Origin of the sequence: Gorillibacterium massiliense (assembly GCF_000455485.1) — a bacterium.
GTDB classification, from domain to species: domain Bacteria; phylum Bacillota; class Bacilli; order Paenibacillales; family NBRC-103111; genus Gorillibacterium; species Gorillibacterium massiliense.
This window is the reverse complement of sequence record NZ_CBQR020000061.1, coordinates 1-26,997: the sequence shown is the minus strand read 5'-3', so window position 1 is coordinate 26,997 and position 26,997 is coordinate 1. Positions and strand designations below refer to the sequence as shown.

Sequence of the window (26,997 nt, the reverse complement as noted above, 5' to 3'; positions counted from 1 at the left end):
CTGCCTCATCGAGAATCGGGCCTGCACCTTATTCCCGTTCCGAGTAGAACCGTAATCGACCATTCCCATGATTCCCCTGGCATGACCATCTGCGCCGTGCCGTTGTATCTGGCACGATCCAGTCGATCGAAATAGCCAATCGAAGGTTCCAGGGCTATGGCGTTGCGATCGTTGCCCAGCCCTTCATCGATCCAGATTCCCAGATAAGGCACAAGCGCAGGATCGGTCTTCATCCAGAGCCAATCTCCGCTATTTTGTCCGACTAAACCGCACCAGCCCTCTTGGTGGATGCCCGGCACGTAAATCTTGCGCCCGTCCCCCGTCTGCCCTTCCGTCACCCGTGATACCTCTGCCCACGGATAGGAGCAACCGACCGTTTGGGTGAGTCCGCCAAAGACGCAAATCACTTCCTGAACAGAAGGCGGAAGCACGATATCCGTCGGCTCCGGTACGGCAAATTGCGGATGTGGCACCCATAAAAAAGGCAAAGGCTCGCTGCCGCAATTTTCCGCACGGTAGTCCATTCGCAGCGCATCGTGAGCAGTAAAGCTTAACGTCCGTGATAGCCGGTAAGGTAGCGCAACTCCCTCCACGGTACAGGTAACCGCGTCTTCTCCGCATGAAACGGAAGCTTCCCAAGGAAGCGGCCACACTTCTCCATGATCAGGCAGCAGAACCTGCCTCCGCTCATCGGCATAGCAGGGATCGACGGTCGGAAAACATTCATCCCATCCGCTCATATCCGCTTGTCCGAAGGGAGATCCATAGGCAGGCAGATTCAGCTTACGCGTCCCGGCATCCAAAAGCCACTCTCTTCCCGTAGGTTTGTATTGCATGGAGACGATTTTCGCTCCAATTCCGGGAATCATTTCAATGCGAAGGATTTCGTTCTCCATGACGATCGATGGCCAGCTTCGGTAAGTGGAGTTCGTAATCCGAACTGCTTTATCGTCCATCTTGCGCCATCAGCCTTTCCGCAAAACAAGCTCATACACCGGCACGGCCCGGACCCTTGCAAGCTCCGCGATTGACTCCGCCGCTGTCTCGCTCCAACCGGCCATGGTCGTTTGGCTGCTGACCGCGCTGCCTTTGCGGATCGGCGATATATAGAGGTACATCCCCTTTTGAATAAGCCGCTCCCGGAATGTCTTCAGCCCGATCTCCCACGTCTTCCCATTGCTGAAATTATCGTTGATCAGATCGCCGTCGATAAAGGCATAACCGATATCTCCCGTATATTCGATTTTGAGCAATGCATCCTTTATACCGTCAAAAGCATCCGCCGGAAAAGCGAGGCTGGCTTTGTCCTCTTTAACCCGCTTAAGCTCGAAGTTGATTTCCTTGCGTGGAATGCGGAATCGGTACACTGTGTACAGCCCCTCTTCGAACCGTTCCAGCAGTTCTCCGCCTGCGATAGACCCCCATCCGACAAAATCGGGAAATACCCGCACCGTAACCTCCTCCGTATCCGTCACCTCCAGCTTCACCTCATCGGCTGTGACCAGCAGATTAGCATTCGTCAGTAGAATCCGTTCCTGCCCCCAAATATCGGCTTTCCAAAATCCGAGGCTCTCTTCATCGGTTAGAGTGATCACTCCTACGGTCTGACCCGCAGCCGACTTCAGCAGAATCGGCGTGGAATCTCCCGCCTCGGGCTGCACAACTGTGATCCCCTTTTCCTCGCACACTTGCGCCCTTCCCGCATCCACCCCAGCTAACGTTGAAGTCTGAAAGGCGTATTCCGGAGCCATTCCTTTGGGCGAAACAAAGAAATAATAGACGATTCCCTGCGCCGTAAGCCGGGTAATCGGTTGCGCCATGGCCATCTCCAGCAGGATGCCTTCCATGTCGAAACGGTAAGGCAACATGGCATAACTGTCTTTTGCAAGCGTCAAAGGCCCGTGCAGCGGGAAACGAATGTCCGCATCTCCCGTCTGAACAGTCACGCCATCCACAACCTGCAGATCGTGGGTTTCGGCATGATCCTGATAATGATTGAGAAACAAATACCCCGAGCCTTCCGATGCCCGAACGGCGTAACGCAGAGTATCCGTATCGCGGGGGTCCATCTTGGACGTATCGCCCGGCAAAATCGTCTTCGTCCGGCAGAACCGGTTCTCGAAGGTTTGGAAAAAATAATGCTGCAACCGGGTCCGGTGATACGACTCCCGTACCTGGCCGAACTCGCCGATGCAGGCGTTGAAGTCGTAGGAGATTTTTGGCGTCGCCAGATCGTTCAGGAACACGTCGCGTTTGCCCGTGGGGTTGGAGCCGCCATGATACATATAATAGCCGATGAGATTGCAGCCTTCCGCCGCCTTGATCCCGGTCATCGCCGGCACGCTGATATAAGGAAAGTCGAAACGGTACTTGTAAAAGGGGGTCATCCCACCGCCCATCTCGCAGCAAGCGTACGGGTAATCCTCCGGAGTATACGTCGGTTCAAAGTTGTAGCTGGATGGGATTCCGTTGTTATGCTTATCCCGGAAAATATATTCCGGCGTCGCCGGATGCTCACGCATATCACCGAAACGGTCATGCTCGTAGTAGATCCACGGCCAATGGGAATAGCCGCCCCAAAGCGGCAGCATCTCCTCCGCCGGCGCATTGGCGCCGCCCCACGCTGTGCACGTATACAGCGGAGTCTCGATACCGGCTTGGATCGCCATCTCTTTCAGCTTGCGCATATGATTTTCCCCATCGTGTCCCTGGGTCAACCATTCATTGCTAATGCCGGTTGTCAGTGCCCATTGGGCGGCGGAGTGGCCGTGCTCGTTCTCGATTTGGGTCCCGATGATCGGCCCGCCTTGCTTGAATAACAAACCCTGCACTTGTGCGCTAATTTGCTCGTAAAGAACCTTAACGTAAGCCAGATACCCTTCATCGTTGGATCGGACATCGAAGGGGCGCCCGAACAGCCAATCCGGCAGTCCGCCATTGCGCATTTCCCCATGATCGAAGGGGCCGATGCGAATGATGACATACAAACCGTGCTTGCCGCATAATTCGACGAACCGACGGAGATTGCGGCGGCCGCTCCATTCGAACACACCCTGAATTTCCTCGTGCACATTCCAAAAGATATAGGTGCAGACAATATTGATGCCGCCCATCTTCATCTTGATCAATTCGTCTTCCCATTGGTCTTCACGATAACGGCTGTAATGAAATTCGCCGCATATCCCGAAGAAAGGCTGTCCGTTTACCTCCATAAAGTAATTCGTGAAGCTGATCTTATCGCCCGACGGATTGCTGCCTTCCATGTAGTGCGGTTTGTGGACGATCTTCTTGCGGTCCTCTCGCGCATCGATACGATAGCCGGTCATGGTCATCTCTCCCCTGCTCCTTGATCATCATGTGTAAACAGCCAATCTTTATGAATCTTCGCTCCTTGATGACTGGCGTCCAGACGAAGCGCCTCGTCGAATTCGCTAGCAGCCTCTGATCTGCGGCCAAGACCGGCAAGCCCTAACCCGCGCATATACCGGCAGTGAATTTGATTGCGTTTATTAAGATCGTCTTCAAAGACGAGGAAATCCGGCAAGGAAACGGCAAAATAGTCGAAAGTCACTTCATCGAACAAATGCTTCTCAGCGTAATCCATCAGCTTGTTGAAACGTCGCTTGGCTTCCTTTTCGTTCCCCAGCTTGCGCCATGCCAATCCTTGATAAAAAATCATATCCGGCGGTTGATCGTTGTAATACATCGCGCTGGCCGGCTCCTCCAGTCCACGGGAAGCGACGGCGAAGCATTCCCGGGCTTTCTCATGGTCACCCATTTTCTCATGGGCACAGCCAAGGTAATAGTAGATATGGTTCTCCTGGGCACCGGCGAGCTTCCCTTCCCCCAGATTGACGGGGTAGACGAGAGCCTGTTGCAGCAAGCCGGCGGCTTTCTGATACAAATTCTGCTGCAAGCTCCGCTTCGCCATTTCTACATGGGCAAAAATATACTGTCCCGTCGTCTTGCCCTCTCCGCCTTCCCACGGGTGGAAGTTGCGGACTTCCAGCGCCGCCGCCGCATCTTCATGCCTGCCTAAGGAATTGAGGAGCGTCACGCACTCCAGAAACAGATCGTCGCGTTTTTCCACAAGCTCCATGTGAGCGTTCATATTCGTATATCGTACTTCGGCAGCGTAGCCCAATTTTTTGTACAGTTGATCCAGTTCATAAAATACCCGCGCATCCTGCGGCCCCGTCTCGAAAGCCCGCTTCAAAGATGTCAATGCCGCTTCGGGATTATGACGCTTATTGTAATAAGCCAGCGCCAGATTGCGGTGAACCGTCGGGAAGGTGTCCCGGAGCTGCGCCGAAGCTTCCCAATGATGAATCGCATCCTCCGCACGCTTCTTGTCGTACAGCAAATTACCCAGGAGATAATGGGCACGGTCGTCGGATGGATTCGCCTTCAAGGCGCATTCCAGTGCGAGTTGCTCGAACAGGCTGTTCGGAAAGCAATAGTCGGGAGCAGTATTCCGGCCGCCATCGCGGTATGCGGCTGCCTCTTCGCGACGGCCTGCGAGTTCCATCACATAAGCCATTGCGTAGTACAGCATCGGATAGGCGTCTGTCTGCGACTCAGGCAAGATCCGGCCCATCACGGCGATCGCTTCCCCATAAAGACCGGCGCCAGCATAGTCCGCCGCCAGATTCAAATAATTGTGCGCGTCGTTCCGCATGAAGCGTGTCAGGCTGGCTATCGCTGCGGCGGATTCGGCCGTTCTCCCCATCGCCGCCAGAGCTAATGCGCGCTCATTCGCCGCCCCGAAATCCGCCATATCAAGCCGCAGCGTCTCTTCGGAACACGCCAAGGCTTCCTCTACTCTGCCAAGTCTACGCAGCAGCGCCGCTTGCAGATGTCTCGCCCGGTAGTTGCGTCCGTTGCGGATGAGCGATTTTTCTGCGAGCTGGAGTGCTTCGTCTTCGTTCCCCATTCGGCTTGCGATCTGGGCAAGAGTAAAATATCCCGGGTCCTGCCACGCAGCGGACCACGTTGATTTGTACAAGGCGGCAAAGGCTTCCTGAAGCCGGTCTTGGAACATCAGCGATAAGCCCAACTGGTAGTAGGCTTCACTGTCATACGGGTTGGGATTCCGCCAGGTTAACGATTTCACCGCCTGACGGAAATGCAATTCCGCCTGCGTAAACATGCCGCGCCGCATCAGCAAGGTGCCGTAGGCCACATTTATGCGGATGTCTCCCGGGTCCCGCTTCAAGCCCTCCAGGTAATAGGACTCCGACTCAAAGGTAGCATGGCGGTACTGCTCCAGATGGAGGCCCGCCAGGTAAAGCTGTTCGTTCGTCTTGAGCTCCTCCGGTAAGGGAAGCGGTTTGGCCGCATCCGGAATCTCTTCAATTTCCGGACGTTTCGGCTGGTAGGAAATCAACACCCTTCCGTCTGCTCCGCGCACGGTCGCAATTAGATCATGGGCTTGATCGGCCTCGGCCAGAGATACGAGCGATTTGAACGTTTGGGTCGGGGAAAGGGTAACCGTTTCCCGGATGTACGTCCGTCCCGTTCCTTTCAGCTCAACGACAGCATTTTCGTATCGTCCGGTGGCGTATACTTGCAGAGTTGCCTGCTGTGCCACATCGTCCATCTCCAGATTGACCGCCGCTTCGATGGAGGCGTTTTTTACGACGCCGATTTTTTTATAGGGCATGAAATATTGGGTAAAAGATTTCACTTCATAAGGGGCAAGCCATGTAAAATCCGGTTGATTGTCCGTATAAACCCCCGTCATCAGCTCAATATAAGGTCCGTCCTCGTCCGTCAGGTTGCGGTCCCAGGCTTGGCCGAATTCTCCGTTGCCCCAGGTCCACTGTTTTTTCCCAGGGGAGATATGGTGATTGGCGACGTGAAGCAACCCGGCTTGCACGCCGTGATCATATCCACCGACGAAATTATAGTCCGATTTGTAAGCCATATAGGAAGTTGGCACCGGGATGTTTTTGTAGCGTGAAATATCTACGCCGGCGGAATAATCCATTTTGTAATAGGTGCCCGTCGCAATTGGAAACCGGGAGACGTCGCGCTTCCCATGATCGAAAACCGCTGTAACATCGGGCGGAAAGACGGATTGGGTATACTCATTGACCGCCACTGCCGGATTCGCCCACCAAAGGAAGGTTTGCGGTTCGGGGGTCCGGTTGTAGAGCTGAGCACTGATTTCCAGATAGGCTTTTCCGGGGTGCAGGGTAAAGCCTGCGGTCACCTTCGTGCCGTACATCCGGTCAATCTCGCTTACCCATACCGTCGCTGAACCATCCTCACCCGTTTCGCAAGAGTATTCAACCGGACCATAGGTGTTCGGACGATGATGCTGCGGCCAGTTGAACTCGATGCCTCCCGAAATCCAGGGACCCGCCAATCCCACTAGGGCAGGCTTAATCACCTGATTGTAATAGACAAAGTCGTAATCATTGGTCTTGTCGAGAGCTCGATAGATGCGTCCGCCCAGCTCCGGCATGATTTCGATCCGGACATATTCATTCTCGAGAATCACCATCCGGTACACCTGAGGCTTCTTCTCGTCTTCGATTTTATCGATAACCGGATGCGGATAAACCCGCCCGGAACTGCCTTGGTAAACCCGCTTTTCAAGGAACATCGGATTCTTGTCCGGCTGCCCGACGCCGTACGTGGGAATCATGACATCCTCCTCCCACACTCGGACTGCCATCCGGTTTTCATTCACTATCTGGTTCAACGCGTTCACTCCTTTCAGGGTAGCTTAACTATACCCCCGGCCAAGAGTGAATCCAATTGACGAAATGCGGGTAATGATGGATGATATTCGTATTTCGTATGAAGGGAACAAGAAACATGGAACCCATTAAAAAAAAGGAAGGCTTTCGCGAGCAAAGGCTTTTCGTTCTTCCGGAATATATGCAGATGGAGTTGGCGGGAGCAGAGTTGACGCGGCAGCTCTTTGTAAGCGACATCGGTTTTTTCCCCCACGCGAAACACCATTACCGGGAACGGCCGGAAGGAATCGACGCCCATATTTTCATCTATTGCATCGAGGGAGAAGGATTTGTTGAAAGAGCCGGAGAAATTTCCGTTTCCGTCCCTGCTGGCAGTCTAGTTATCATCCCCGCTGGCATCCCACACCGTTATTGGGCATCTGAGCAGAACCCATGGAGTATTTACTGGTTTCACCTAAAAGGAGAGCATACAGGCGAGTTGACGCATCTTTACGGGCTTGAAAACATGCCAAAGAAGTTGCCTGCCGGCTTCAGCGGAGAATTCATTGCGCGAATCGACCAGTCGCTGGCGATTATCGCAGACAGGCCTTATTCCCTCCACTCCCATGTATATGTCTCCCAGACCATGCGCTGGTTGATCAGCGGGTTAGGTCAAGAACTTCTGCGCTCCGACCAGGACCGAAAACGAGACCGGCACCTGGATAACGCGATCCGGTATATGACAGAGCATGTCGCCACTTCCATCCAACTGCCCGATCTGGCGAAGAGCACGGGCTTGTCTAGCCAGCACGTCAATCACCTTTTCAAAAAGGAAACCGGCTTCTCGCCGATCGATTATTTTCTGCGGATGAAGATGCAGCACGCCGCCAATATGCTCGATCTCACCGGTTTGACCGTCAAGGAAATCGCCGCATCCGTCGGCATGAACGATCCCTACTACTTTTCCCGTATGTTCAAAAAGCTCATGGGGCAATCTCCCACCGAATACCGCAATATCCCCAAGGGGTAATCATCCGCTCAGCGTATTCTCCATATAATGAAAAAAAACACGCCTTAAGGCGTGTTTTCTAACCTAATTCGCAAAGTTATCCGCAACTGTATCTTTCCTATTTGGACAAACGTCCTTATTCCCGTTTCCTTCTATTGAAGGCCCCGTACATAAACCAGCAATTTCTTCAGCCATTCCACATCCTGCTTGAGAGCTTGTCCGGCATGGTCGACCACCAGGCGTACGGCCTCCTTCTTATTTTCAGGAACGCCAGGCAAGCCGAGGTTGGCCAGTTCCACCTGCTCGAGGTTACGCTCACGCTTGGCAATAACCTCCTCCAGAATAAAAGCAAGCTTATGCGGATTGACCTTGTCCAGAAACATAAGGGATGAATAAAGCGATAGCACGGAGGTAACGTTTTGGAACGCAGAATAGATCTCATTCTCTAGCGCCTCTCTGCCTTTATCCGTAATGCCGTAAGTCGTTCTTTCCGGCCGGTTCTCCGATTGCACCACCTGTTTTTTTTCGATATATCCCTTTTTATGCAGGACCTCGAAATTGTAATACAAAGTGCCGTCATTAATGGAAATGGCATTCTCTAAAGGTTTTAGAAGCATTTTCTTCATATCGTACGGGTGGTGTTCTCCCTCGCAGAGCATGCCGAGAATAAAGATCTGAAGCGACAAAGCCGTTCCCTCCTCAACAAATCAATGAAACAGAGCCGGCACACCGCATGCAGCCAAGTGTCCGGCCCTTTTATTTTACATGAATGAAGGCTCCAATGCAGTGCCTTTTTCCATTGCAGTCTCGGCCTTTAAACCTCTGCCGCCATTAAAGAAATGAACGACCGCATTGATGGCAAGTGCGCTTATTGCAATGATGCCCAGCGCCAGCAAGTATTCCCCGGTTTTCCCTCCGCCAAACAACGTGTTGAAATCGATCTGAATCGTATAATACATCGGGGAAATATAGCTGATGACCTTAAAGAATCCAGGCATCATAGCACGGGGCAGCACAGCGCCTCCGGCGATGGTTTGGCTGAGCAGCACCGGCATATTCAGGATCATGCCCGCTTGACCAAACAGGAAGCAGAAAATACTAGTGAATTCAATGGCCGTGAACATTTCAAGTGCATGGGTAAGCCAAACCTGGAAGAAGGCTTCGACGCCATAGCCCTGGAACCCAAAGTAAATGGAAACACCGACCAGGGGAGCGATCAACGCAAGCAATACGTTAAAGCCCTGCAAGGAAAGGAAGGCATTCCATTTCCCTGTCTTCTTCTTGATCTGGTTCAATGCGGTCACACTCATCATCGAATAAATCATAGCGCCGACATAATTGGCCATCGTCAGGAACATAGGCGCCATTTGATTATGCATTCCGGCAGGCGTCTGATTGGTCAGTACCACATTCGAAGACAATTTGGTGGTGATCCCTTCCGCCAGCTGTTTCGCCTGCTCTTCCGGCAGCTTCATATTTTGCAGAACACCTTGAATGCTTTGGGTTTCCAGCTGTGTTTTTATGCCATCGGTGATTTGCGTCGCCACATTCTGCATCGTGCTTACGACGGAAGCCGGATTGGACTGGTTAATAAAATATTCCAGCTTCACCTGCTCGCCTTGCTGGGACAATTTCTCCGTAAAATCCTTTGGAATATGCAGTAAAAAGGATATCTTCCGATCATTCAAATCCTGCTTCGCTTGCTCCAGCGATTTCTCCGCAACGGTCTCAAAAGGCAGTTTCCCTTTAATGCCTTCAATCAGCTGTGCCCCATACTGGGTGTCCTCGTTGACGATGGCGATTTTAAGGTCCGGCACGTTTTTGGGAATCGCGCTGTAACCGGACATAAAGATGACGATCATGATAATTTGATAAAAAATCATCATGAATACCCCACCCATCACGGCTTTGTTCTTCAGATATGCTTTCATGAAACAGTTCCACCTCTCCACTCTAATCTATATACTTTAATTAAAGTAATACAATCAGTGTATAATGTCAAATGCAGTTTTCGGCTCGTTTTACCGCACTCCAATTGAAAACGTTTTCGGAAATGAGCGGAAGTGTGATATCCGATCGCCCCTTCGACTGAACGCAACCGACTAAAGTCAAAAAACGAACCACCGGCTAAGCCGGTGGTTCGTTTTTTCATACTTGATCTTCATACTTGATCTTTCCACTTAGCATTCATCAGTTCCGCTTCGCGTATCGCTTGCGTGTCCATTTTGACATCCCCCGGCCGGTGGCCTTCTCCAAGTATATAGCCGCCGTACGATGTACCGAAGAAATCAAAGATATGCTGGAACTGAAGCACCAGCGGCAGCCCTTTCAGACGGGGCTGATCGCCGCCTACCGCTACGACATATGCCATCTTGCCCTTCAATTGTTCCCGGAAACTAGGGCGGTTTGCATCCCTCAAGGTTTGAGACCAGCGGTCGATGAAATTCTTCATAAGTCCGGACATCCCATACCAATAGATCGGCGTCGCGAAAAGAAGGATGTCATGCTCCATCACGTGATCGATGATCGCGTTGTAATCATCGTCAACATCATGAAATCCCCCTTCGCTATGGCGAAGATCCTCAATGGGACGGATCGTGTGGTCCATAAGAAAAATGCGTTCGGCGTTCAAACCCGCTACCGCTGCTTCGGCAAGCAGTTCCGTATTGCCGCCCCTCCTGGTTCCTCCATATATGACGGCTATCTTCATCTTATTTCGCTCCTTGTGGTTAATTATTCGGGTTTTTACTGAAGTTATTAGCGCTTATTTTATCACACTTTCCACTCCATATGGCAGTCAGAGGACTTCTCTGTCCCGCCCGAATAAAACCAATCCCCATGGAAAAAATAGAGAGAAAAAAAGGTGGACTCATGAAATCCTTCCTGAAACGGTTGCTCAAACGCATCTCCCATCAAAATCATGGCAAATCATCCGCCTTCTCCACTTCAGGTCAAACGAAGACCTCAACGAATCAAAAAAATGAGGCTCCCCTTTCGCAGAGAGCTACGGTCGGGTACCTGAAAAAGGAGTTAGCAAATTGTTCTGATATCATTTATCATGACTTCTCCGTCGCCCAAACTGCGTGCACCATCATCTATATCAATGGCATGGTAGACGTTCGACTCCTTCAGGACAACGTCTTGAATCCATTGACCTCATTCCCTGAATCAGCAGATTCAAAAGATCTGTTGAAGCATCTGTTCGATGAAAGCGCGCTTCCGGTAAACAAGCAGAAGCAAATCAGCACTCCCGAAGATGCATTAACCGGTGTCCTGGATGGGCAGGTACTGCTCATTGTCGACGGCTCCGAGAAGAAATTGTTGATCGGGTTAAGTTCTCCCGTCAAGCGGGGAATTGAGAAACCGGACACAGAGACAGTCATTCGCGGACCCCGGGAAGCCTTTGTGGAAAGCCTTGACGATAATCTTGTGCTGCTGCGAAAACGATTGAAACTAAGCACTTTCAAAACGGAAGAAATGATTATTGGCACCGAATCCAAAACAAAAGTCGTTCTCGTTTATATCGAGGGCAAAAACAACGACAAGCTCGTTAAGGAAATGAGGTACCGCCTCAGCTCCATCGAAATCAATAGCGTCTTCGGTTCAAGTTACCTGGAGGAATTTATCGAAGACAACCCGATGTCTCCCTTTTCCCAACTCCAATATACTGAGCGTCCCGATACGGTGTGCGCCTCCCTTCTGGAGGGGAGGGTCGCTGTAATCGTCGACGGTTCTCCCATCACGATCATGGCGCCGGTCACCCTATTCATGCTCATGCAGTCCGCGGAAGATTATTACACTCGCTTTTGGTACGCGACCTGGATCCGTTGGGTTCGTTTCGTCTTCCTCCTTCTTTCTCTCTTGCTTCCATCCTTTTATATCGCAGTTACCACCTTCCACCCAGAGATCATTCCGGAAGACCTACTGCTCACTGTCGCTTCCGCTCGAGAGGTCGTTCCGTTTCCCGCTGTTCTGGAGGCTGTCATTATGGAATTGTTTTTTGAAGCCCTCCGAGAGGCAGCCGTTCGCATCCCGCAAGCCATCGGTCAAGCCGTTTCCATCATCGGAGCCTTGATCATTGGGACGGCAGCCGTGCAAGCAGGGATCGCTTCCCCCGTCATGGTCATCATCGTTTCGTTGACAGGGATCTCTTCCTTTATAACTCCGCATTATGACTTGGGACTTTCTTTCCGCATGCTGCGGTTCCCCATCATGATATTGGCAGCAAGCTTTGGACTTGTCGGAGTAGCCATTGCGATGCTTCTGATCTATATCCATCTCTTGGAATTAAAATCCTTCGGTTACCCTTATTTGTCGCCGCTTGCCCCAATGATCAGAAAAGATTTGAAGGATACCCTGGTCCGCGCTCCCTGGTGGGCGATGGGAGTTCGCCCAATCTTTAAGTTAACCAATTCCAAAGCCGGAAGGCGGCTGCAAGGACGTAAGTGGGATAAACCTGCCGAGGATAAGGATGAATGACGCCTATGAAAATACGGAGAATCACCGCGCTGCTTTCTCTCTTTCTTTTACTCTACCTGCCGGGTTGCTGGTCTGCCGTTGAACTGAACAATCGGGCATTTGCCCAATTATTCTTGATCGACAAAACCAATAAAGGCATCAAGCTGACAATCGGCTTTCCCCTTGCCAACCGCTTGATCTCCGGCCAGACCAGCGGCGGCGGCGGTTCGCAAGCTGGGAAACCTTACGGCTTCGTCTCAAAAACGGCTGCCAATCTTCGGGAGGCGTTTCTGGAAATACAGACGGACAGTACCCGCAGGATCACCTTTGGGCAGACCAAAATTGTCGTGATCGGAGAGAGAATGGCGCGGGAAGAAGGACTCGATCAAATTTTAGAACTCGTAGCACGCGAACCCCGCATGCATATAAACTCCAACATTTTTCTGACGCAAGGCAATGCGGAACGGATAAGCAAAATCCCCGTTGTCATGGAACGCTTCCCGTCCGATATTTTGTTCGCCTATTCGCAACTGACTCCGAAATCCGACCTGACGATCAAAGAACTCCTGTTTGCGTCTGAACGGGGTGGCGACGATTTTGTCCCCATGATCGGATTCGGTGAAACAGGAGTCGAAAACGAGAAAAATGCGAAAAACTGGATCGGCTTACGCGGAGACGGCTTTTTCCGGAATAATAAACTGGTCGCAACCATTCCAAAGGAGAGCGCCATTCAAGGCGGGCTTTGGCTTGTCGATAAGCCCAGAACAAGAAACATCGCCATCTCCTCTCCGACGGATGGACAATACATCGATGCGATCATCCGTACGCATCACGTTCGAATCGCTCCCTACCTGCATAACGGGAGGGTCGGCTTCCATATTACCGCACGTCCCGAAATAGAAGTGATCACATCGCTATCGGATTTGGATATCAAAAGCACGGAAGCAGTCAATCAACTCGAGAACGCTTTTTCCGAGCATCTCAACACACAGATAAACGATATGCTTGCGTTTACGAAAAAAATCGGCAGCGACGTTTTCCAACTCAACCGCTACCTGGAGTGGAAATATCCCCGGAAATGGAAGGATGTAAAAAGCGACTGGCACGACTATTATGCAAAGGATGTCGAATTCAAGACGTCCGTCAATGTCCGTGTTGTCCGGTTTGGCGGAGTCTCCATAGGGAAAATTCCCGATATCCATGCTACGGAGGCAGAAAAATGATTGCCATCTTCGTTGCCTACTTCATACTCACAGCTTTTCAGCTCAACCATTTGTGGCGCAAGAACAGGAAACCGAAAACCTACGTCAAGGTGATCGGGTTGACCCTTTTCTGCATGTCTCTGACTCTGTTTGTCTACTCCATGCGGGAAAACCACAAAATCTTAACATTTCTCGAGAATACGATCTCGCCTATCCAAGGCATGCTGATCCCAGCGGATAAGGAGAATTGATTTGGAAAAGATCTATCCTTCCCAAACCTACATGCTGTTCTCTCAATATTTGATATCCACCATCGTCAGTTTTTTCAATACGCCGATTGTGGAATATGCCGGATACTCGGCCTGGCTTGCCATCCTCATAGGCAGTGGAGCCTCGCTTGTGCTCACCCTTATTCTGATGCGTTACTCGAAGCGCAGGCCCGATGAATATCTTGGACAGTATGGTAAGGAAGTCGTCGGCAAATATGTGCATTATCCCCTCGTTCTGTTTGTCGCCCTTGCCTGCCTTTTTTTCGCGGCTGACATCTTCCGTCAATTAACGGAGTTTATCATCGAAATTTACTTGCCGGAAACCCCGCTATGGGCCGGTTCCGTTTTGCTCGGTATCGGCATCGCCCGCCTCTCCCATGCCGGGTTCCAAACCATATTTCGCTCCGCACAAGGAATTTTCTTTGTCACCATTTTCATGATTGTTCCCATTGCGCTATTAACCCGCGTGTCCATCGTCCCGGCTTCCTACTCTGCCTTGATTACCAATCTGCAAGGAAAGGAGATCCTTCCCGGAAGCTTTTTGGCCTTCTCTTTATTCTCGGATGTCTCCTTGCTCGTCTGGTTCATGCCGCTGTTTGTGGATTACAAGAGAACGAAAAAAGCCATTTTCTGGGCAATCGCAACCGCCGCCTTCAATTCAATCGTCAATATGATTTTAGTCGTTTTGCTGCTCGGCCCCAAGCTCGCCAGCGATTTCGCTTATCCCAATCTGGAAATGATCCGTTTCATCCGCACGAACACTTTTTTGGCCAATCTCGATCCGATCCTGATTATCCTTTGGCTGTTCACTCTGTTCATCAAAATCGCCTTGTACATTCGCATCGGCAATCTGTTGTTTTGCCAAATCCTTAACTTGAAAGACTCAAAACCGCTAAACCTCATGCTTGCCGTCACCACTGTTTTCATTTCCTACTGGCTTTTCGAAAACGTCAACGATATTGATACCTACTTCAAGAAAGCTGGGATGGTGCATGGGCTATTCACTGTGTCCCTACCGCTCCTTTATCCTCTTGTCGAGATGATCCGCAATTTGATTGGGAACAAACAGAAGCAGCCCAAACCAAAGCAACCTGGTCCACTCGATTCCAAGCCTCCCGGCGACGGTATGGTACCTTCCGGGTAGGCGGTCTACGGGATCGTTTCTTCCTTATTCGCTCCCCATATATGATTTCGGTTTCTTGAGGAAGAAGCTAAGTGCAACGTTGATCACCGCCAACGCCAAACCGATCTTGAACACAAGGGAAGAGCCCGCTGCCGCGGCATTCGCCGCTTCCGATGCTGCCCCCTCCAAAATGCCGTTTTGTTTCGAGGTAAAAATCGATACCATCACAGCGATGCCTACCGCCCCGGATACTTGCTGAAAGGTTTGAGTAAGCGCGATGCCATCAGGGTAAAGCTGCCGGGGAAGGGCGTTAAGCGTGTTGGTTTGCACAGATGCGATCACCATCCCGATCCCCAGCATCATGACGATATGAGTAAGTGCCACCGCCCATAACGCCGTTTCCGCGTCAAATTGAGCGTATAAAGCGTAACCAGCAGCGATCAGAATCGTTCCAGGGGTAATGATCGCTCTCGGCCCGTACCGGTCGAACAAGCGCCCGATAACCGGGGAAAGCACGCAGTTCAGCACGCTGCCCGGCAGGAGCAGCAAGCCGGTCGTAAACGCTGTAACCAATAGAGCCATTTGAATGAACATCGGTAAAACGACTAGCAGCGAAAGCATGTTTAAAAACGTGATGGAACTCATGACCAGACCGAGTACAAACAACGGGTGATGGAACGCTTTTAGTTGCAGCATCGGTACTGGCATCTTCGTTTGGCGCAAGGAGAATAGGATCAGGGCAAATAGCCCGATCAGAATCGCACCGATAACGATTGCGCTGTTCCATCCCAAATCACCAGCCACGCTGACGCCATAGACAATTCCTCCGAACCCGACAGTGGACAGGCAAACGGAAACGATATCGATGGAAACGTTGCGGATTTTATTGACGTTCGGAACGAAGACATACCCGACGATCAGCGAAAAGAGCAAGAACGGAATCGTAAACCAGAATATCCAGTGCCACGACAGAGTATCGAGGATCAGTCCAGACAATGTCGGTCCGAGTGCAGGACCTGCCAATATCACCAAGCCCATAACACCCATAGCCCCGCCACGGTTCTCCGGAGGGAAAATCGTGAATATGACGTTTTGGGTCAAAGGTAAAATAATTGCCAGACCCGCCGCTTGGATCACTCGGGCGCACAACAGCATGCCAAAGGCAGGAGCCAGAGCCGCGATAATCGTGCCGACAATGGACAGCATGATGGAGGTCAAAAACATTTGCCGCGTGGAAAACTTTTGCATCAATATCCCGGTTACTGGAACTAAAATGCCAAGGGTCAAAAAGTACCCCGTCGCCAGCCATTGAATGGTTGTGGGGGTCACTTGAAACAATTGCGTCAATTCATTCAATGCGATGTTCAAAGCCGTTTCACTAAACAATCCGACAAAGCCGGCTACGAAAAGCGCCGTCATGATCGGTCCTCTTTTGATTGCTTTATTCACTTTTCGTTAAAACTCCTTCAATAGATTTGATACACCGCGTTTAATCACGCGGAGGGGATCCGCGGATCGGTTCGTTAAACAGAGCATGATTCCGCCTTCGATAGAAGCCGTCATCATTAATGCGGTGGAAGATGCAGCATCTCGGGAGTATCCATCCGCCATAAGCTTATTCGAATAGATTTCCTGCATATCTGCATACAATCGGGAGCATGCCTTACGCACCGGATCGTGTAGCGAGTCCATCCCGCTTACGACGCTGCCGATGGTGTAGAAGGCGATGGTCCCTTCCGTTTCGTATAGAACGATCAGTTTGTCCAGCAGGGCAATTGCCGCCGCTTGCGTCGTCGGGAAAGCTGCGAATATGCTGCCGATATCCTCGCATATCATGGCGTTTGTGGTTTCAATGCAAGCAATCAGCAACTCTTCCTTCCCACCCGGAAAATGGTGGTAAAGCGCCCCTTTGGTAATCTTTCCGCTTTGCAGGATTTCGTTCAACCCCACGCCGTTGTATCCCTTTTGTTGAAATAGCTTTATCGCGATGTCGACAATCAACGATTTTGTTTCCATTTCCTTCAACTTCCTTCCATACCGACCGGTCTGTTTGTTACTATATCACATAGAAAAAATGAAATTCAAGAATTTTCAGTTTGTATATATGATAAAGTTTCATAACTTGGACACAATTATATCCATGTTATTCCATTGATGCATTGGACATTGATGAACCGAATCTGGCGTCCCGTCAAATCCGATTGCTCTGATTTTTATGATAAAATTAGACCGAAAGCCTATCCCATTTAAGGAGGCAATGATCATGAAGAAGACTAACCTCATTACCCCCCATTTGTGGTTTGACAAGGAGGCAAAGGAAGCCGCGCAGTTCTATTGTTCGGTATTCCCTGATTCCGAAATCACCAGTACGACGGCTTTGGACAATACACCTTCAGGTGATAGCAATCTTGTTTCGTTCAGCGTCTGGGGACATCCGTTCATGGCCATTTCCGCGGGGCCGTACTTCACGCTAAATCCTTCGATCTCGTTCATGGTCAATTTCGATCCGTCCCGGGATGAAGAGGCGAGAGAAAAACTGAACGAGGTATGGAACAAGTTATCCGAAGGTGGTACCGCGCTTATGCCTTTAGGCGAATATCCCTTTAGCGCCCGGTACGGCTGGATCCAGGACAAATACGGCATCACGTGGCAGCTCATTCTGACGAATCCCGAAGGAGAGCCCCGGCCGACGATTATCCCCTCTTTATTGTTCGTAGGCGACAACTGCGGCAGGGCGGAAGAAGCACGGGAGTTCTATCTTTCGGTCTTCCGGAATACCCGACCCGGCTCCCTCTTCCGTTATGGCGCAAACCAAGCACCAGACAAAGAAGGGACGGTCATGTTCAGCGAATTTATGATCGAAAATACATGGTTTACGGCAATGGATAGCGCCTACGAACACCAGTTTACCTTTAACGAAGCGATTTCCTTGATGCTCTCTTGCGAAACCCAGGATGAAATCGACTCCTACTGGGAAAAGCTCTCTGCCGATCCTAAAGCCGAGCAATGCGGTTGGCTGAAAGACAAGTTCGGCGTCTCCTGGCAAATCACCCCATCCGTATTGGACGAGCTGATGTCCAAAGGTACGCCGGAACAGCGAGACCGTGTCACGCAATCGTTTTTGAAAATGAAAAAATTCAACATCGCGGAACTGCACAAAGCCTATCAAGGGGAATGACCCTTACCCGAACACAACCACCCATTTGAGTGGTTACCCTCGAAATGACGAGAAACCCGGCTGCGAAATAACGCGCGGGTTTCTTTTTTTGATCAGGTTAAATAGGCAACCATTCATTCGAAAATACATGCTCTTCGAAGTAGGGCCCTCGCACTCTAACTGCAGGGGCATTGTTCTAGGTTTCTCTTGCAGATGAATAATATGGAACGATAGCGTGAAGAACCGAAGAACGACTTGGAGAGGAGTATCGAAAAATGCAACAATCAAACAGAGCCAGCATGGTTTACATGATGACCAATAGGGAAGCAAGTAATGAAGTCATTGCGTTTTTCCGGGATATGAATGGTTTACTCACCTTTATGGGGGCCTACCCGACAAATGGAAGAGGTACAGGTACAAGGGAAGTCTCACCTGCGACAGCAAACGATGGCGTGGATCCCCTTGCGTCTCAAGGCTCACTAACGTTGTCCCGTGACGGGCGATTCTTATTTGCCGTTAATGCAGGCAGCAATAGTATCAGCAGCTTTATCATTACGGGCAATGGAGGACTCGTTCTTGCCGATGTGAAACCATCGGGAGGTGCTCAGCCAAATAGCTTAGATGGATTCGGTAATCTTCTTTATGTTTCCAATGTGGGTAGTGACGCTAATCATTTTGCATCCAATATTTCTGGTTTTCACATCGAAAATAATGGGCGCCTTACTCCTATCCCGGGGTCCACCCATTCACTAAGTACTATGAATGCTCAGCCGGCCCGGGTCTTATTCACATCTGATGGCCGTAAAATCGTCGTATCTGAGCTTACGACAAACCATCTAAGTGTCTATCATGTTAGTGGAAATGGCACGGTTACTGGCCCCATCATTAACGACTCCAATGGTATGGGACCCTTCGGTTCTTGTTACCTATCCTCCGGAGTTCTTATCGTTACGGAGGCATTTTCTAATGGACTGTCATCCTATTCAATGAGCGACAACGGGATACTTAAAGTGATCAGCGGCACTGTACTGAACGGCCAGAAAACGACTTGCTGGGTTACAACAACGAGGAATGAACGTTTTGCATATACCACCAATACCCTAAGTGGCTCAATATCCACCTACCGTATAGATGGCAACGGAGCGCTGACGGTTGTCGGGCTTACGACCAGTACACCTGTCGGATCACCTACCGGCTTGCCAATCGATGCTGGAGTGAGCAAAGATGGACGGCATTTTTATACCCTTAACGGGAATCAGGGCACAGTCTCCGTATTTGCGATCAACGATGATGGCAGTCTGGTCCGATTGCAGGTTGCCGCATGGGCCAACTCACCGTATTTTGGTTCGCAAGGTTTAGCTGCTCTTTAATGCGAATTGGTCTCCAATGCTTTCGTTTTTCATTCAAATTTTCTTCGGTAATGCGCTAATGCAAGCAGGGGGAAAATGTACCGGTAACTATGATAATGCATATAGAGATCCCCCCCCGCGCCTTGGCCTTTTGGATAGTCGGTGGTCCAATCCTCTTTCTCAAGGGAATCCAGCAAATAGTGGATTCCTTTTTCGATGGTCGCAGTCGGCCGGTCCGCAATCGTGATCAAGGTATCCAGCGCCCAAGCCGTATCCGTCAGCGTGCTCGTCCTTAACGGAACATAGGTCATTTTAATGTCACTCCAGCACGATTCGCCCCATCCGCCGTCGGAATTCTGAATACTCTTAAGCCATGCCGCAGCCTTTTGAATGCTTGGATGGCTTTTCGACTGGCCCACTGCTTCCAAACCCGTAACCGCACCCCATGTACCGTAAATAAAGCAAATCCCCCATCGTCCGTACCACGACCCATCATTCCGCTGATTTTTTAACAGCCAATTAACGGCTCTCCGAACAGCGGAATGGCTGGCGGGAAGGGTGGTATAGTTTCCGAAAAATTCAAGGGTTCTCCCCGTTAAATCCGCACAAGAGGGATCCACCAGTAAAAATCGGCTATTTTCAATTGGAAAGAATTCGAACAGCTTATTATCGGTATTTCTTTCAAAAGCAGGCCAACCGCCGTTATCGTTTTGCATCGACAAAAGCCAGCTGATGCCCCTCCCCCAAGGCGCCCCATTCTTCAGGGAAAATCGGGCTATCGACCTTAACGAGGCCGTTGTGTCATCCACATCCGGATTCATCGTGTTCACATCGGAAAATCCCCATCCGCCCGGCAAGCCGTTTGGATTATGCACAACCCAGTCGCCAAAGCGGTCATGCTGGCGGCTCAGCAGATAATTATTCGCCTTCATCACCATTGGGTCTTCGTTTGGAATTCCCGCTGCCTGAAGCGTATAGCCGATTAACGAGGTATTCCATACATTTGCCGTTGTAAATTGCATATGAGGAAGGGCATCGATTTCGCATTTCATCGCCCGAATCCCTTGGACAGCTTTGGTAATAACCGGATCCGTTTTTTTATACCCTAACGAAAGCAAGGCAAAAATCATCAAAAAGGTACTGGTGAAAAAACTGTAAAAGGTCCCGTCCGGCTCCAACCGGTCCAGCATATATGTTTGGGCACGTCCAAGGGCTAAACGGTGCAGTTCACTGGGGATGCCGAACAATCGTCTGACTCCGTCCTGAATCAAGGAGTGTAGAGAATGCCATGCATTTGACCGGACCCATTGATCGTCTTCCTCTCTTCGCGTCTTCAAATCAGATAGATCAGGAGCATTTGCCGGTTGAATGGAGAACTTTTTATCAGCCAATATCATGATCGGAGTCAAATGGACTCTCGCAAAAACAGGGAACGCATAGAAATGGATGGGGAAATGGCGCGGGAGCAGAATCATTTCAATAGGTAAAGGGGTCCAGGACGGCCATTTGTATTGTCCGGTTATCGCCAGGATGACTTTCGTAAACAGACTCGCTTCCGACAACCCGCCTTTAGCCATAATAAACAGTTTGGCGGCGCGAAGACGCGCGTTCTCTTTCGGGTACAATCCGGAAAAAAGCAGCGCATAATAGGCTTCTAAAGTAGCGGATAGATTGCCCTCTCCCTCATCATAAAAAAGCTTCCATGCCCCATTTTTCTGCTGCTTGCTTAAAATCCTCCGGCAAAGTCCAGCAATCAATTCCTCATCATCAATTTCTAATGATCGCAATAAAATAATCATATAAGCATCGGTAGAAATCCCCGTGTCAAAGGGATAAGCCCACGATCCATCGGGAGATTGGTCATTTCGCAGAATGTCAATGATCCACTCCCTTCCTTTTGCCGTATCGGTCATTCTCGTTCCCCTTCCCCCCGCAAAACATCTTTAGCTATGCATATTCGGCTCTACAAAAGGCCATTCATAAGGGAGGGAAGCTGATATTTTTTTCATAAGAAACCGCCAAAAAACACCCCTTGATACGATTCGCGAGGAATTGAAGAAAAAGATCTCCCCTGCCGTCTCGAACTCGAATGAGTTAACTCTCTCTGAGAAAAAGCTTTTGAACCGAATCATCGTGATCACCCAGGACCATAACGTAAATAACTTGACCCGCACAAAAGCCTATCTCGCGTTTTACCTCCAGCATCCTGACATCCACTGGGCCTTTTTAGGCCACATGGTATCGCGGAATGGCGGATGGAATATGACCGACCTCAAGGGCGACTTCCTCACCAGACTGCTCTCGAAAAAGGAACAGGAGTCGTTCTTTCATTTTTTGGAACGCGGAAATTGGTTGATTTTCCAAGATGCCTATCCGCAATTTCTACTCTACGAGGAGAGCTTAAAGCAAAATCGCCCCCTATTTTATCTGCTGCCCCATCTGAATGTTTCTACTTTTATGGAGACGGTCTGGAACTATTATTGGAGCGTCCGCGACCCGTTTATCCTTTGTATGGCATTAGTGATCAATGAACAAAGCTACTTGGAAAAACGAGTTATTCAAAACGACCATTATCAAAAAGAGGTATTATCCAAATTTGAATTTTCCCTTCAGGATTGGCTGAGCTTTAACCAGATTCTTTTCCCTGCGGAAGGTGAAAAGCTAAAGGGGCAGACCCTGCATCAGTTCCAATCTCTCCATGAGCGAATCTTACTTGGAAAAAGGTTATATGCCGTTTTGTTCAGAAATAAAAATTTCCATTTGCAGGCCCTCGATTGGGCGAAACGTCACCCGCATACGGGTTCAAGAAAGGATTACTGGCCGCATTTATTCAATGACATTAAAGAAAGCGTGCCGGGGATTCCCTACCCCTTAAGGCTAAAAGCTTGCCGGCTGCGCGATGGAGCGAAGCGGATTTACAGTCCAAAGCTTGAGTATGCCTGGAAAAATATCAGCCAGCCGGAGGCGGAACCGGGAGATTGGTTTCAGGATATAAGCGTAGTGGATTATTTAGCGGATGACATTGAAATGATGGACGGGGAGATTAAGAGTGAATACTGCAAAACACTGGAACGCCTCGAAGTTGCCGCCCTCGCCCAAAAAGCGGTCAGCCTTTTGGACCAAAGATAGCTTCACATGCGCACTACTGGCTTCTCTGCTCGGCACATACCTTGATCTCTATTTTGTCGGCAAAGGGTTGTACCAGTTTCCTCATCGGCTGCTTCCGGAAGTCTTTCCGGTGAATATCGCCTTCACGCTATTTGGGCTGCCCATCATAACGATGGTTATCTTATACTGCCTTTCTCTGGTGAATAGATTGGTGGGGTCCATCCTCATCCTATTCGTCAGCCTATTGGTGCCTGTTATGGAAAAATGGGCGGAGCAACTAGGGTTCTTTGCCCATACCGATAAGTGGCTGCATGTTTACAGCTTCTTCGGGTATTTTCTGTTTTTCACGATCATCTCTGCGGTTTATTTTTGGCTAGGGAAAAAAGAGAAGTAGAGCAAAGAAAGCCATGAGAAAACCTCGAAAACTTCATGTATCAAGGAAAAAGCCCCGATCAAGGATCGGGACTTTACGTAAATTAAAACCTTACTTTTAGAAGCCTGGTCTTGGCTACAAAACCCGAGCTCTCCAAAGTAGATTTAGAATTATGATTATAATACCAGCAACCGGGTAGCGGTTTCTTACCATTTTCTGCGCAGATGTTCTTTAAGTAGATAATAATGCTTCTCCCCGCACCCTTTTGACGATGTTCCGGCATGACATACATTCCGGTGGCATTATAGTCAGTAAAAACCCTTACTTCTTCACGTAAACCATAACCTAAGACTTCATCCTTGACACTAAGCTCATATATCTCAAATAATAATCCGTCTTTTTTAACCTTATCGGTATTCATCTCTTCAAAAAAGCCATCTGTCATTTCATTTACTTCCGCCCACCTATCTTCGGATACAAGCTTAAAATTCGGTTTTGAAAATTCAGGTGGTCTTACATCACTTCCGCTTTCTTCAAAAATAAATGCCTGTATTTCAATCTCTTTATGGTTTTCCATGCACAAAGATAAAAACAACTCATCACATGTTGGAACATAGGCAGTCTCAATACGATATTCTTTAATGACTTTTCCAAAAATACTTTGTGCATATATACAATTGCATTTTTGAATATAGAACTGCGTTAACAACACCTCATTGTGAATTGCAAAATACCCTATCATTGCCCCATCTATTCGAATTTCATAAAAACTTGAATCGAGTATGTGGTCTTCTAAGTAATTATCATATACACCGGATAAGGATTTTACGTATTGTGAAAACATGCTGCGGCATTCGTAATAAGACGAACTCATAAACAAAACATTTTGCGGTGATTTCAAAGTGTTCACTCCTTAAATAAGACTAAGGAAAACCATAGTAACTTGCTGTTTCGTCTCCCTATTACAAACTATTTTATACTACATCCAAATAAATACATGGTGGTTAATGGATATAGCTAAACTTTCCAGTTAATTAGTATTGTTAAAAATGGTCTGGAAAGGAAGCACTTGTGTAGTCATAACCACCGGCTTAGCCGGTGGCTTCCTTCAGCCCTATAAGGGCTTGGTACTACAGTTCCATTTCGTGTGTGCTAGACTGCTTTTATCCATCCTTTGTTCTCCTTTGATTTCTTGTGTGCGGTTGGCAGACCGGCACCCATTTTATCATTGAGTTCAAAGGATTTTCTACTCATAGCTGTAAGCTTTCCTGAACCCCAGTCAAACTGGGGGTTTTCTTTTACAAAAAAGAGGCACTCCTTCCTCTCGGATGGAGTGCCTTGCTCTTGCTCTTGCTCTTGCTCTTGCTCTTGCTCTTGCTCTTGCTCTTGCTCTTGCTCTTGCTCTTGCTTAACTGACTTATTCCTTCACCGCGCCCAACATGATGCCGGAAACAAAGTATCGCTGAAGGAATGGGTAGACAGCCAGCATGGGAACCATCGCGATAAACACCTTAGCGGCGTTAAGCGTTCGGTTGGACAGTTCGGACAACTTTTTGTACTGGTCAGGAGTGAGGTTGGTGCCGACTGGAATGTTGACGACCAACTGCTGGATATACGTCTGCAGCGGGTATTTATCGGTCGTGTTCATGAGCACCAGTCCGTTGAAGAACTCGTTCCAATGGTACACGCTGATAAACAGCCCCACCGCTGCGAGCACGGGAATGGAGCAAGGAATGTAAATCCGGAACAGAATCGACCACGGGCCGCCGCCATCCACGATGGCCGCTTCGTTCAAGTCCTTCGGCAAGTTGCGGAAGAAGTTCATGATCAGGATGACGTTGAAGATCGGCACGCCGCCCCCGAGCACCAACGCCCAGATGCTGTTGATCATATGATAATGCTGGATCGTAAGATACCACGGGATCAAGCCGCCGCTGAAAAGCATGCAGAAGACGAGAATCCACATGAATGTGTTGCGAAGAGGGAACTCCCGCTTGGGGCGCGCCAACGGATAGGCCATCAGCACGGACACCAGCATAGAGAAAACCGTCCCAAGCACAGTCCGCTGGATCGAGATCCAGAATGAATTAAAAAAGAGACGGTCGCCTACGATCTCGTTATAGGAAGACAGCGAGAAGCCGATCGGATAGATGGTGACCAGCCCCGCGTTCGCTGCCGACTTCTCGGAGATAGACACGCAGAAGGTGTACCATAGCGGGTAGAGGCAGCTGATCAACAGAATCGCGAGGATGACGATGTTGGCAGTCTCGAAGGTTCTCGAGCCTAACGTTCGATTTCGGACCAAATCCGCTCCCCCCTCTAAAATACCGTGTAATCGGCGTAGCGATACGCTAACCGGTACGAGATAAAAATGAGCACAAAGCTGATGACCGACTTAAACAGACCTGCTGCCGTGGCAAGGGAGAATTGAAGATTTTGCAGGCCAAGCCGGTATACCCAAGTGTCTAAAATATCGCCCGTGGAGTAGACCAGCGGGTTATACAGGTTATACACCTGATCGAACCCAGCATTCAACACGTTGCCGAGGCTGAGCACCCCAAGCAGCACAACGGTGGTGGCCAGCGCCGGGAGCGTGATGTTCCGGATGCTCTGCCAACGGCCCGCCCCATCGATCGCCGCCGCCTCATACAAGTTCAGGTTGACACCCGTCAGCGCCGCGAGATAGATGATGGCGTTATACCCGAATTCCTTCCATACGTCAGTGCCGATTACGATCTGTCGGAAAATCCTCGCATCCGCCATGAAGAGCTTGGGATCCATGCCGAAGCTCTTGATGACCGTGTTAACTACTCCGTAATAGCCGAAGATTCCGATGACGATCGTCGCCATGATGACCCACGACAGAAAGTGCGGCAGATAAACGACGGTCTGGACGATCTTCTTATACCGCAAGCTTCTCAACTCGTTCAGGAGAATCGCGAAGATCAGCGGGATCAGCAGGTTGAATACGATTTTCCCGATGGAGATGACAAAGGTGTTGATGATGACCGTCTTGCTGTCATTCAGCTGGAACATGTACTTGAAGTTGTCCATGCCGACCCATTCGGAATGAAAAAGCCCCTGCCCCGGATTATAATTCTCAAACGCCATCACGATGCCGGCCATCGGCACGATGCTGAACAGAATGAGCCACACCATGCCCGGGAGCAGCATGAAGTAATAGTGCTTCTGCACGCCCTTCGTTTTCATGACGATCAACCTCCTATCTCTCGCGGCTGAATAAAAAAACTTGCCAAAGGCTGGACTCGCCTAACGCCTTTGGCAAGTTTGGAGAGGGTTACTTTTTGAGGAGTTCCGCTACTTCCTTCGTGATCTCATTGCCACCTTGAGCTTTCCAATCCTTCACGAACTTATCGAAGGAATCGATGGAGGATTGGCCCAGGATGATCTTCAGAACCGTCTCATCCTCCATCTTCTTCAGGTTTGCCCACTTGGTCTCCATCGTCGGCGTTTGGTTATACGTTACGCTGTAGACCTTCTTATCGATCGGGATGGTCGTGTACGGACGGTCGCCGATCATGACGGAATATAGCCGCTGGAAGTCGCCAAAGTTCGTCATGTTGTAGTTGCTGACATTGAGATTATCGTAAGGAGGGCTAATGACATCTTTCACTTTCTTTGCATCTGCGTACATCAGCTTATATAGACTGTTCGGGATGTTATAATCTTCGGGCTTCGCTTGGCCGTTCAGAATCTTAAGCAGTTCCTTGTACTCGTATTCCGTCTCGTTAGCTGCCGCCATGACGTTGCGCAGCGGGTACCAAGCGACTGCGACGGAGATGTCGAAGGTGGATTCATCTCGCACGAGGGCGTTGTTCATGATCAGAATGGCTTTGGCGACGTCGGGCTTCGCATTTTTACTGATTAGCGTATAAGAGCTGCCCGTCGCTTTCATATGAACGTTCCATTTTCCGTCGTCGGTATAGACCGGGTAAGCTTGCCAATTGGCCTTCGGGTCGTTCTTAAACGAGTCGCCGTTACCGTAGCCGCCGTTCCACCAAGGGCCGAAGAAGATGCCCGCCTGGTTGGCGTTGATCGGATCGGAAACGTTATCGCGGGTGCCAACTTCCGGATCAATGAGCCCTTTCTTGTACCAATCTGCCAGCAGAGCCAGCGTCTTCTTCGTGCTGTCTGTCAGCGTTCCATAAGTGACCGTGCCGTCGCCGTTGTCGAGCCAGTAGCCCGGATAAGAGTCGTTCGCACCGAAAACCGGATCGAATCCACCCATGTTATTCGAAGAGA

Annotated in this window: 22 protein-coding genes; 9 read left to right on the top strand and 13 right to left on the bottom strand. The window is 49.8% G+C overall.

Translation table 11 applies throughout. From position 1 onward, the window contains the following. Window positions 1–5 precede the first annotated feature (5 nt). The 3 genes from TJ79_RS25745 to TJ79_RS06360 all read right to left on the bottom strand — a co-directional run bounded on the left by TJ79_RS25745 (window position 6) and on the right by TJ79_RS06360 (window position 6,682). Entirely contained in the window at window positions 6–896 is an 891-nt protein-coding gene (locus tag TJ79_RS25745) for an aldose epimerase family protein (RefSeq protein ID WP_238322842.1), read from the bottom strand. 69 nt (window positions 897–965) lie between these two features. Further along, window positions 966–3,326: a beta-galactosidase gene (locus TJ79_RS06365; RefSeq protein WP_040949503.1), complete on the bottom strand. Its 2,361-nt coding sequence runs from the start codon at window positions 3,324–3,326 to the stop codon at window positions 966–968. A gap of 2 nt (window positions 3,327–3,328) precedes the next feature. After that, window positions 3,329–6,682 carry a DUF5107 domain-containing protein gene (locus TJ79_RS06360; RefSeq protein ID WP_052339343.1) on the bottom strand — a complete coding sequence of 1,118 codons (3,354 nt, stop codon included), beginning with the start codon at window positions 6,680–6,682 and terminating at the stop codon, window positions 3,329–3,331. Between the two features lie 143 nt (window positions 6,683–6,825). Between TJ79_RS06360 and TJ79_RS06355 the strand changes: the two genes are divergently transcribed. Then, complete coding sequence (locus tag TJ79_RS06355; protein ID WP_040949456.1) at window positions 6,826–7,716, top strand: AraC family transcriptional regulator; 891 nt, start codon at window positions 6,826–6,828, stop codon at window positions 7,714–7,716. Between the two features lie 131 nt (window positions 7,717–7,847). On the opposite strand, the gene TJ79_RS06350 is transcribed toward TJ79_RS06355, so the two are convergent. The 3 genes from TJ79_RS06350 to TJ79_RS06340 form a co-directional block, all read right to left on the bottom strand. Next, the gene (locus tag TJ79_RS06350; RefSeq protein ID WP_040949455.1) at window positions 7,848–8,381 is read right to left on the bottom strand and encodes a PadR family transcriptional regulator; all 534 of its coding nucleotides are present in this window, start codon (window positions 8,379–8,381) and stop codon (window positions 7,848–7,850) included. Between the two features lie 75 nt (window positions 8,382–8,456). Next, window positions 8,457–9,626, bottom strand: coding sequence for a YhgE/Pip domain-containing protein (locus TJ79_RS06345; protein WP_040949454.1), 1,170 nt, complete (start codon window positions 9,624–9,626; stop codon window positions 8,457–8,459). Between the two features lie 230 nt (window positions 9,627–9,856). Continuing rightward, a complete protein-coding gene (locus tag TJ79_RS06340) occupies window positions 9,857–10,405 on the bottom strand; it encodes a flavodoxin family protein (RefSeq protein ID WP_040949453.1) in 549 nt (182 codons plus the stop codon). A 161-nt stretch (window positions 10,406–10,566) separates the two neighbouring features. Here TJ79_RS06340 and TJ79_RS06330 point away from each other — a divergent pair, with 161 nt between their 5' ends. Genes TJ79_RS06330 through TJ79_RS06315 form a run of 4 tightly spaced genes read left to right on the top strand, consistent with a single transcriptional unit; the run spans window position 10,567 to window position 14,768 of the window. Continuing rightward, window positions 10,567–12,174, top strand: coding sequence for a spore germination protein (locus TJ79_RS06330; RefSeq protein WP_052339334.1), 1,608 nt, complete (start codon window positions 10,567–10,569; stop codon window positions 12,172–12,174). Window positions 12,175–12,179: 5 nt separating this feature from the next. Then, window positions 12,180–13,376 carry a Ger(x)C family spore germination protein gene (locus TJ79_RS06325; protein ID WP_162162925.1) on the top strand — a complete coding sequence of 399 codons (1,197 nt, stop codon included), beginning with the start codon at window positions 12,180–12,182 and terminating at the stop codon, window positions 13,374–13,376. Next, complete coding sequence (locus TJ79_RS06320) at window positions 13,373–13,606, top strand: hypothetical protein (RefSeq protein WP_040949450.1); 234 nt, start codon at window positions 13,373–13,375, stop codon at window positions 13,604–13,606. The genes TJ79_RS06325 and TJ79_RS06320 overlap by 4 nt, the downstream gene beginning before the upstream one ends. Before the next feature lies 1 nt (window position 13,607). After that, on the top strand, window positions 13,608–14,768 hold the full coding sequence (locus TJ79_RS06315) for a GerAB/ArcD/ProY family transporter (RefSeq protein ID WP_052339333.1): 1,161 nt from the start codon (window positions 13,608–13,610) through the stop codon (window positions 14,766–14,768). Between the two features lie 24 nt (window positions 14,769–14,792). On the opposite strand, the gene TJ79_RS06310 is transcribed toward TJ79_RS06315, so the two are convergent. Both TJ79_RS06310 and TJ79_RS06305 read right to left on the bottom strand, forming a co-directional pair. After that, window positions 14,793–16,196, bottom strand: a complete 1,404-nt coding sequence (locus TJ79_RS06310; protein ID WP_040949449.1) for a DHA2 family efflux MFS transporter permease subunit — start codon at window positions 16,194–16,196, stop codon at window positions 14,793–14,795. A gap of 6 nt (window positions 16,197–16,202) precedes the next feature. Beyond that, the gene (locus tag TJ79_RS06305) at window positions 16,203–16,763 is read right to left on the bottom strand and encodes a TetR/AcrR family transcriptional regulator (RefSeq protein WP_040949448.1); all 561 of its coding nucleotides are present in this window, start codon (window positions 16,761–16,763) and stop codon (window positions 16,203–16,205) included. Between the two features lie 247 nt (window positions 16,764–17,010). Between TJ79_RS06305 and TJ79_RS06300 the strand changes: the two genes are divergently transcribed. Then, a complete protein-coding gene (locus TJ79_RS06300; protein ID WP_040949447.1) occupies window positions 17,011–17,925 on the top strand; it encodes a VOC family protein in 915 nt (304 codons plus the stop codon). A gap of 254 nt (window positions 17,926–18,179) precedes the next feature. Then, on the top strand, window positions 18,180–19,274 hold the full coding sequence (locus TJ79_RS06295) for a lactonase family protein (protein WP_040949446.1): 1,095 nt from the start codon (window positions 18,180–18,182) through the stop codon (window positions 19,272–19,274). A gap of 29 nt (window positions 19,275–19,303) precedes the next feature. Here the strand turns inward: TJ79_RS06295 and TJ79_RS06290 are convergent, their stop codons facing one another. Then, window positions 19,304–21,166 (bottom strand): terpene cyclase/mutase family protein, encoded by a 1,863-nt coding sequence (locus TJ79_RS06290; protein WP_040949445.1) that lies wholly within the window; start codon window positions 21,164–21,166, stop codon window positions 19,304–19,306. A 94-nt stretch (window positions 21,167–21,260) separates the two neighbouring features. On the opposite strand from TJ79_RS06290, the gene TJ79_RS06285 reads away from it, so the two are divergent. Together TJ79_RS06285 and TJ79_RS06280 are read left to right on the top strand one after the other, a co-directional pair. Beyond that, complete coding sequence (locus tag TJ79_RS06285) at window positions 21,261–22,382, top strand: DUF2515 domain-containing protein (protein ID WP_040949444.1); 1,122 nt, start codon at window positions 21,261–21,263, stop codon at window positions 22,380–22,382. Beyond that, window positions 22,303–22,755 (top strand): CBO0543 family protein, encoded by a 453-nt coding sequence (locus tag TJ79_RS06280; protein WP_040949443.1) that lies wholly within the window; start codon window positions 22,303–22,305, stop codon window positions 22,753–22,755. The genes TJ79_RS06285 and TJ79_RS06280 overlap by 80 nt, the downstream gene beginning before the upstream one ends. Before the next feature lie 82 nt (window positions 22,756–22,837). Here TJ79_RS06280 and TJ79_RS06275 read toward each other — a convergent pair whose 3' ends face one another. The 4 genes from TJ79_RS06275 to TJ79_RS27525 form a co-directional block, all read right to left on the bottom strand. Then, entirely contained in the window at window positions 22,838–23,635 is a 798-nt protein-coding gene (locus TJ79_RS06275) for a GNAT family N-acetyltransferase (RefSeq protein ID WP_040949442.1), read from the bottom strand. 516 nt (window positions 23,636–24,151) lie between these two features. Beyond that, window positions 24,152–25,039: a carbohydrate ABC transporter permease gene (locus TJ79_RS06270; RefSeq protein ID WP_040949441.1), complete on the bottom strand. Its 888-nt coding sequence runs from the start codon at window positions 25,037–25,039 to the stop codon at window positions 24,152–24,154. A 14-nt stretch (window positions 25,040–25,053) separates the two neighbouring features. After that, the gene (locus TJ79_RS06265; RefSeq protein WP_040949440.1) at window positions 25,054–25,944 is read right to left on the bottom strand and encodes an ABC transporter permease; all 891 of its coding nucleotides are present in this window, start codon (window positions 25,942–25,944) and stop codon (window positions 25,054–25,056) included. An 88-nt stretch (window positions 25,945–26,032) separates the two neighbouring features. Next, the coding region (locus TJ79_RS27525) for an ABC transporter substrate-binding protein (RefSeq protein ID WP_040949439.1) at window positions 26,033–26,997 on the bottom strand (965 nt) is incomplete at its 5' end.

What these genes read in the sequence shown, in the direction of transcription:
- TJ79_RS06360 (WP_052339343.1), bottom strand. Translation starts at nt 6,682, where the DNA reads ATGGCAGTCCGAGTGTGGGAGGAGGATGTCATGATTCCCACGTACGGC.
- TJ79_RS06305 (WP_040949448.1), bottom strand. Translation starts at nt 16,763, where the DNA reads ATGGAAACAAAATCGTTGATTGTCGACATCGCGATAAAGCTATTTCAA.
- TJ79_RS06265 (WP_040949440.1), bottom strand. Translation starts at nt 25,944, where the DNA reads ATGAAAACGAAGGGCGTGCAGAAGCACTATTACTTCATGCTGCTCCCG.
- TJ79_RS06365 (WP_040949503.1), bottom strand. Translation starts at nt 3,326, where the DNA reads ATGACCGGCTATCGTATCGATGCGCGAGAGGACCGCAAGAAGATCGTC.
- TJ79_RS06320 (WP_040949450.1), top strand. Translation starts at nt 13,373, where the DNA reads ATGATTGCCATCTTCGTTGCCTACTTCATACTCACAGCTTTTCAGCTC.
- TJ79_RS25745 (WP_238322842.1), bottom strand. Translation starts at nt 896, where the DNA reads ATGGAGAACGAAATCCTTCGCATTGAAATGATTCCCGGAATTGGAGCG.
- TJ79_RS06290 (WP_040949445.1), bottom strand. Translation starts at nt 21,166, where the DNA reads ATGACCGATACGGCAAAAGGAAGGGAGTGGATCATTGACATTCTGCGA.
- TJ79_RS06325 (WP_162162925.1), top strand. Translation starts at nt 12,180, where the DNA reads ATGAAAATACGGAGAATCACCGCGCTGCTTTCTCTCTTTCTTTTACTC.
- TJ79_RS06300 (WP_040949447.1), top strand. Translation starts at nt 17,011, where the DNA reads ATGAAGAAGACTAACCTCATTACCCCCCATTTGTGGTTTGACAAGGAG.
- TJ79_RS06340 (WP_040949453.1), bottom strand. Translation starts at nt 10,405, where the DNA reads ATGAAGATAGCCGTCATATATGGAGGAACCAGGAGGGGCGGCAATACG.
- TJ79_RS06355 (WP_040949456.1), top strand. Translation starts at nt 6,826, where the DNA reads ATGGAACCCATTAAAAAAAAGGAAGGCTTTCGCGAGCAAAGGCTTTTC.
- TJ79_RS06295 (WP_040949446.1), top strand. Translation starts at nt 18,180, where the DNA reads ATGCAACAATCAAACAGAGCCAGCATGGTTTACATGATGACCAATAGG.
- TJ79_RS06345 (WP_040949454.1), bottom strand. Translation starts at nt 9,626, where the DNA reads ATGAAAGCATATCTGAAGAACAAAGCCGTGATGGGTGGGGTATTCATG.
- TJ79_RS06330 (WP_052339334.1), top strand. Translation starts at nt 10,567, where the DNA reads ATGAAATCCTTCCTGAAACGGTTGCTCAAACGCATCTCCCATCAAAAT.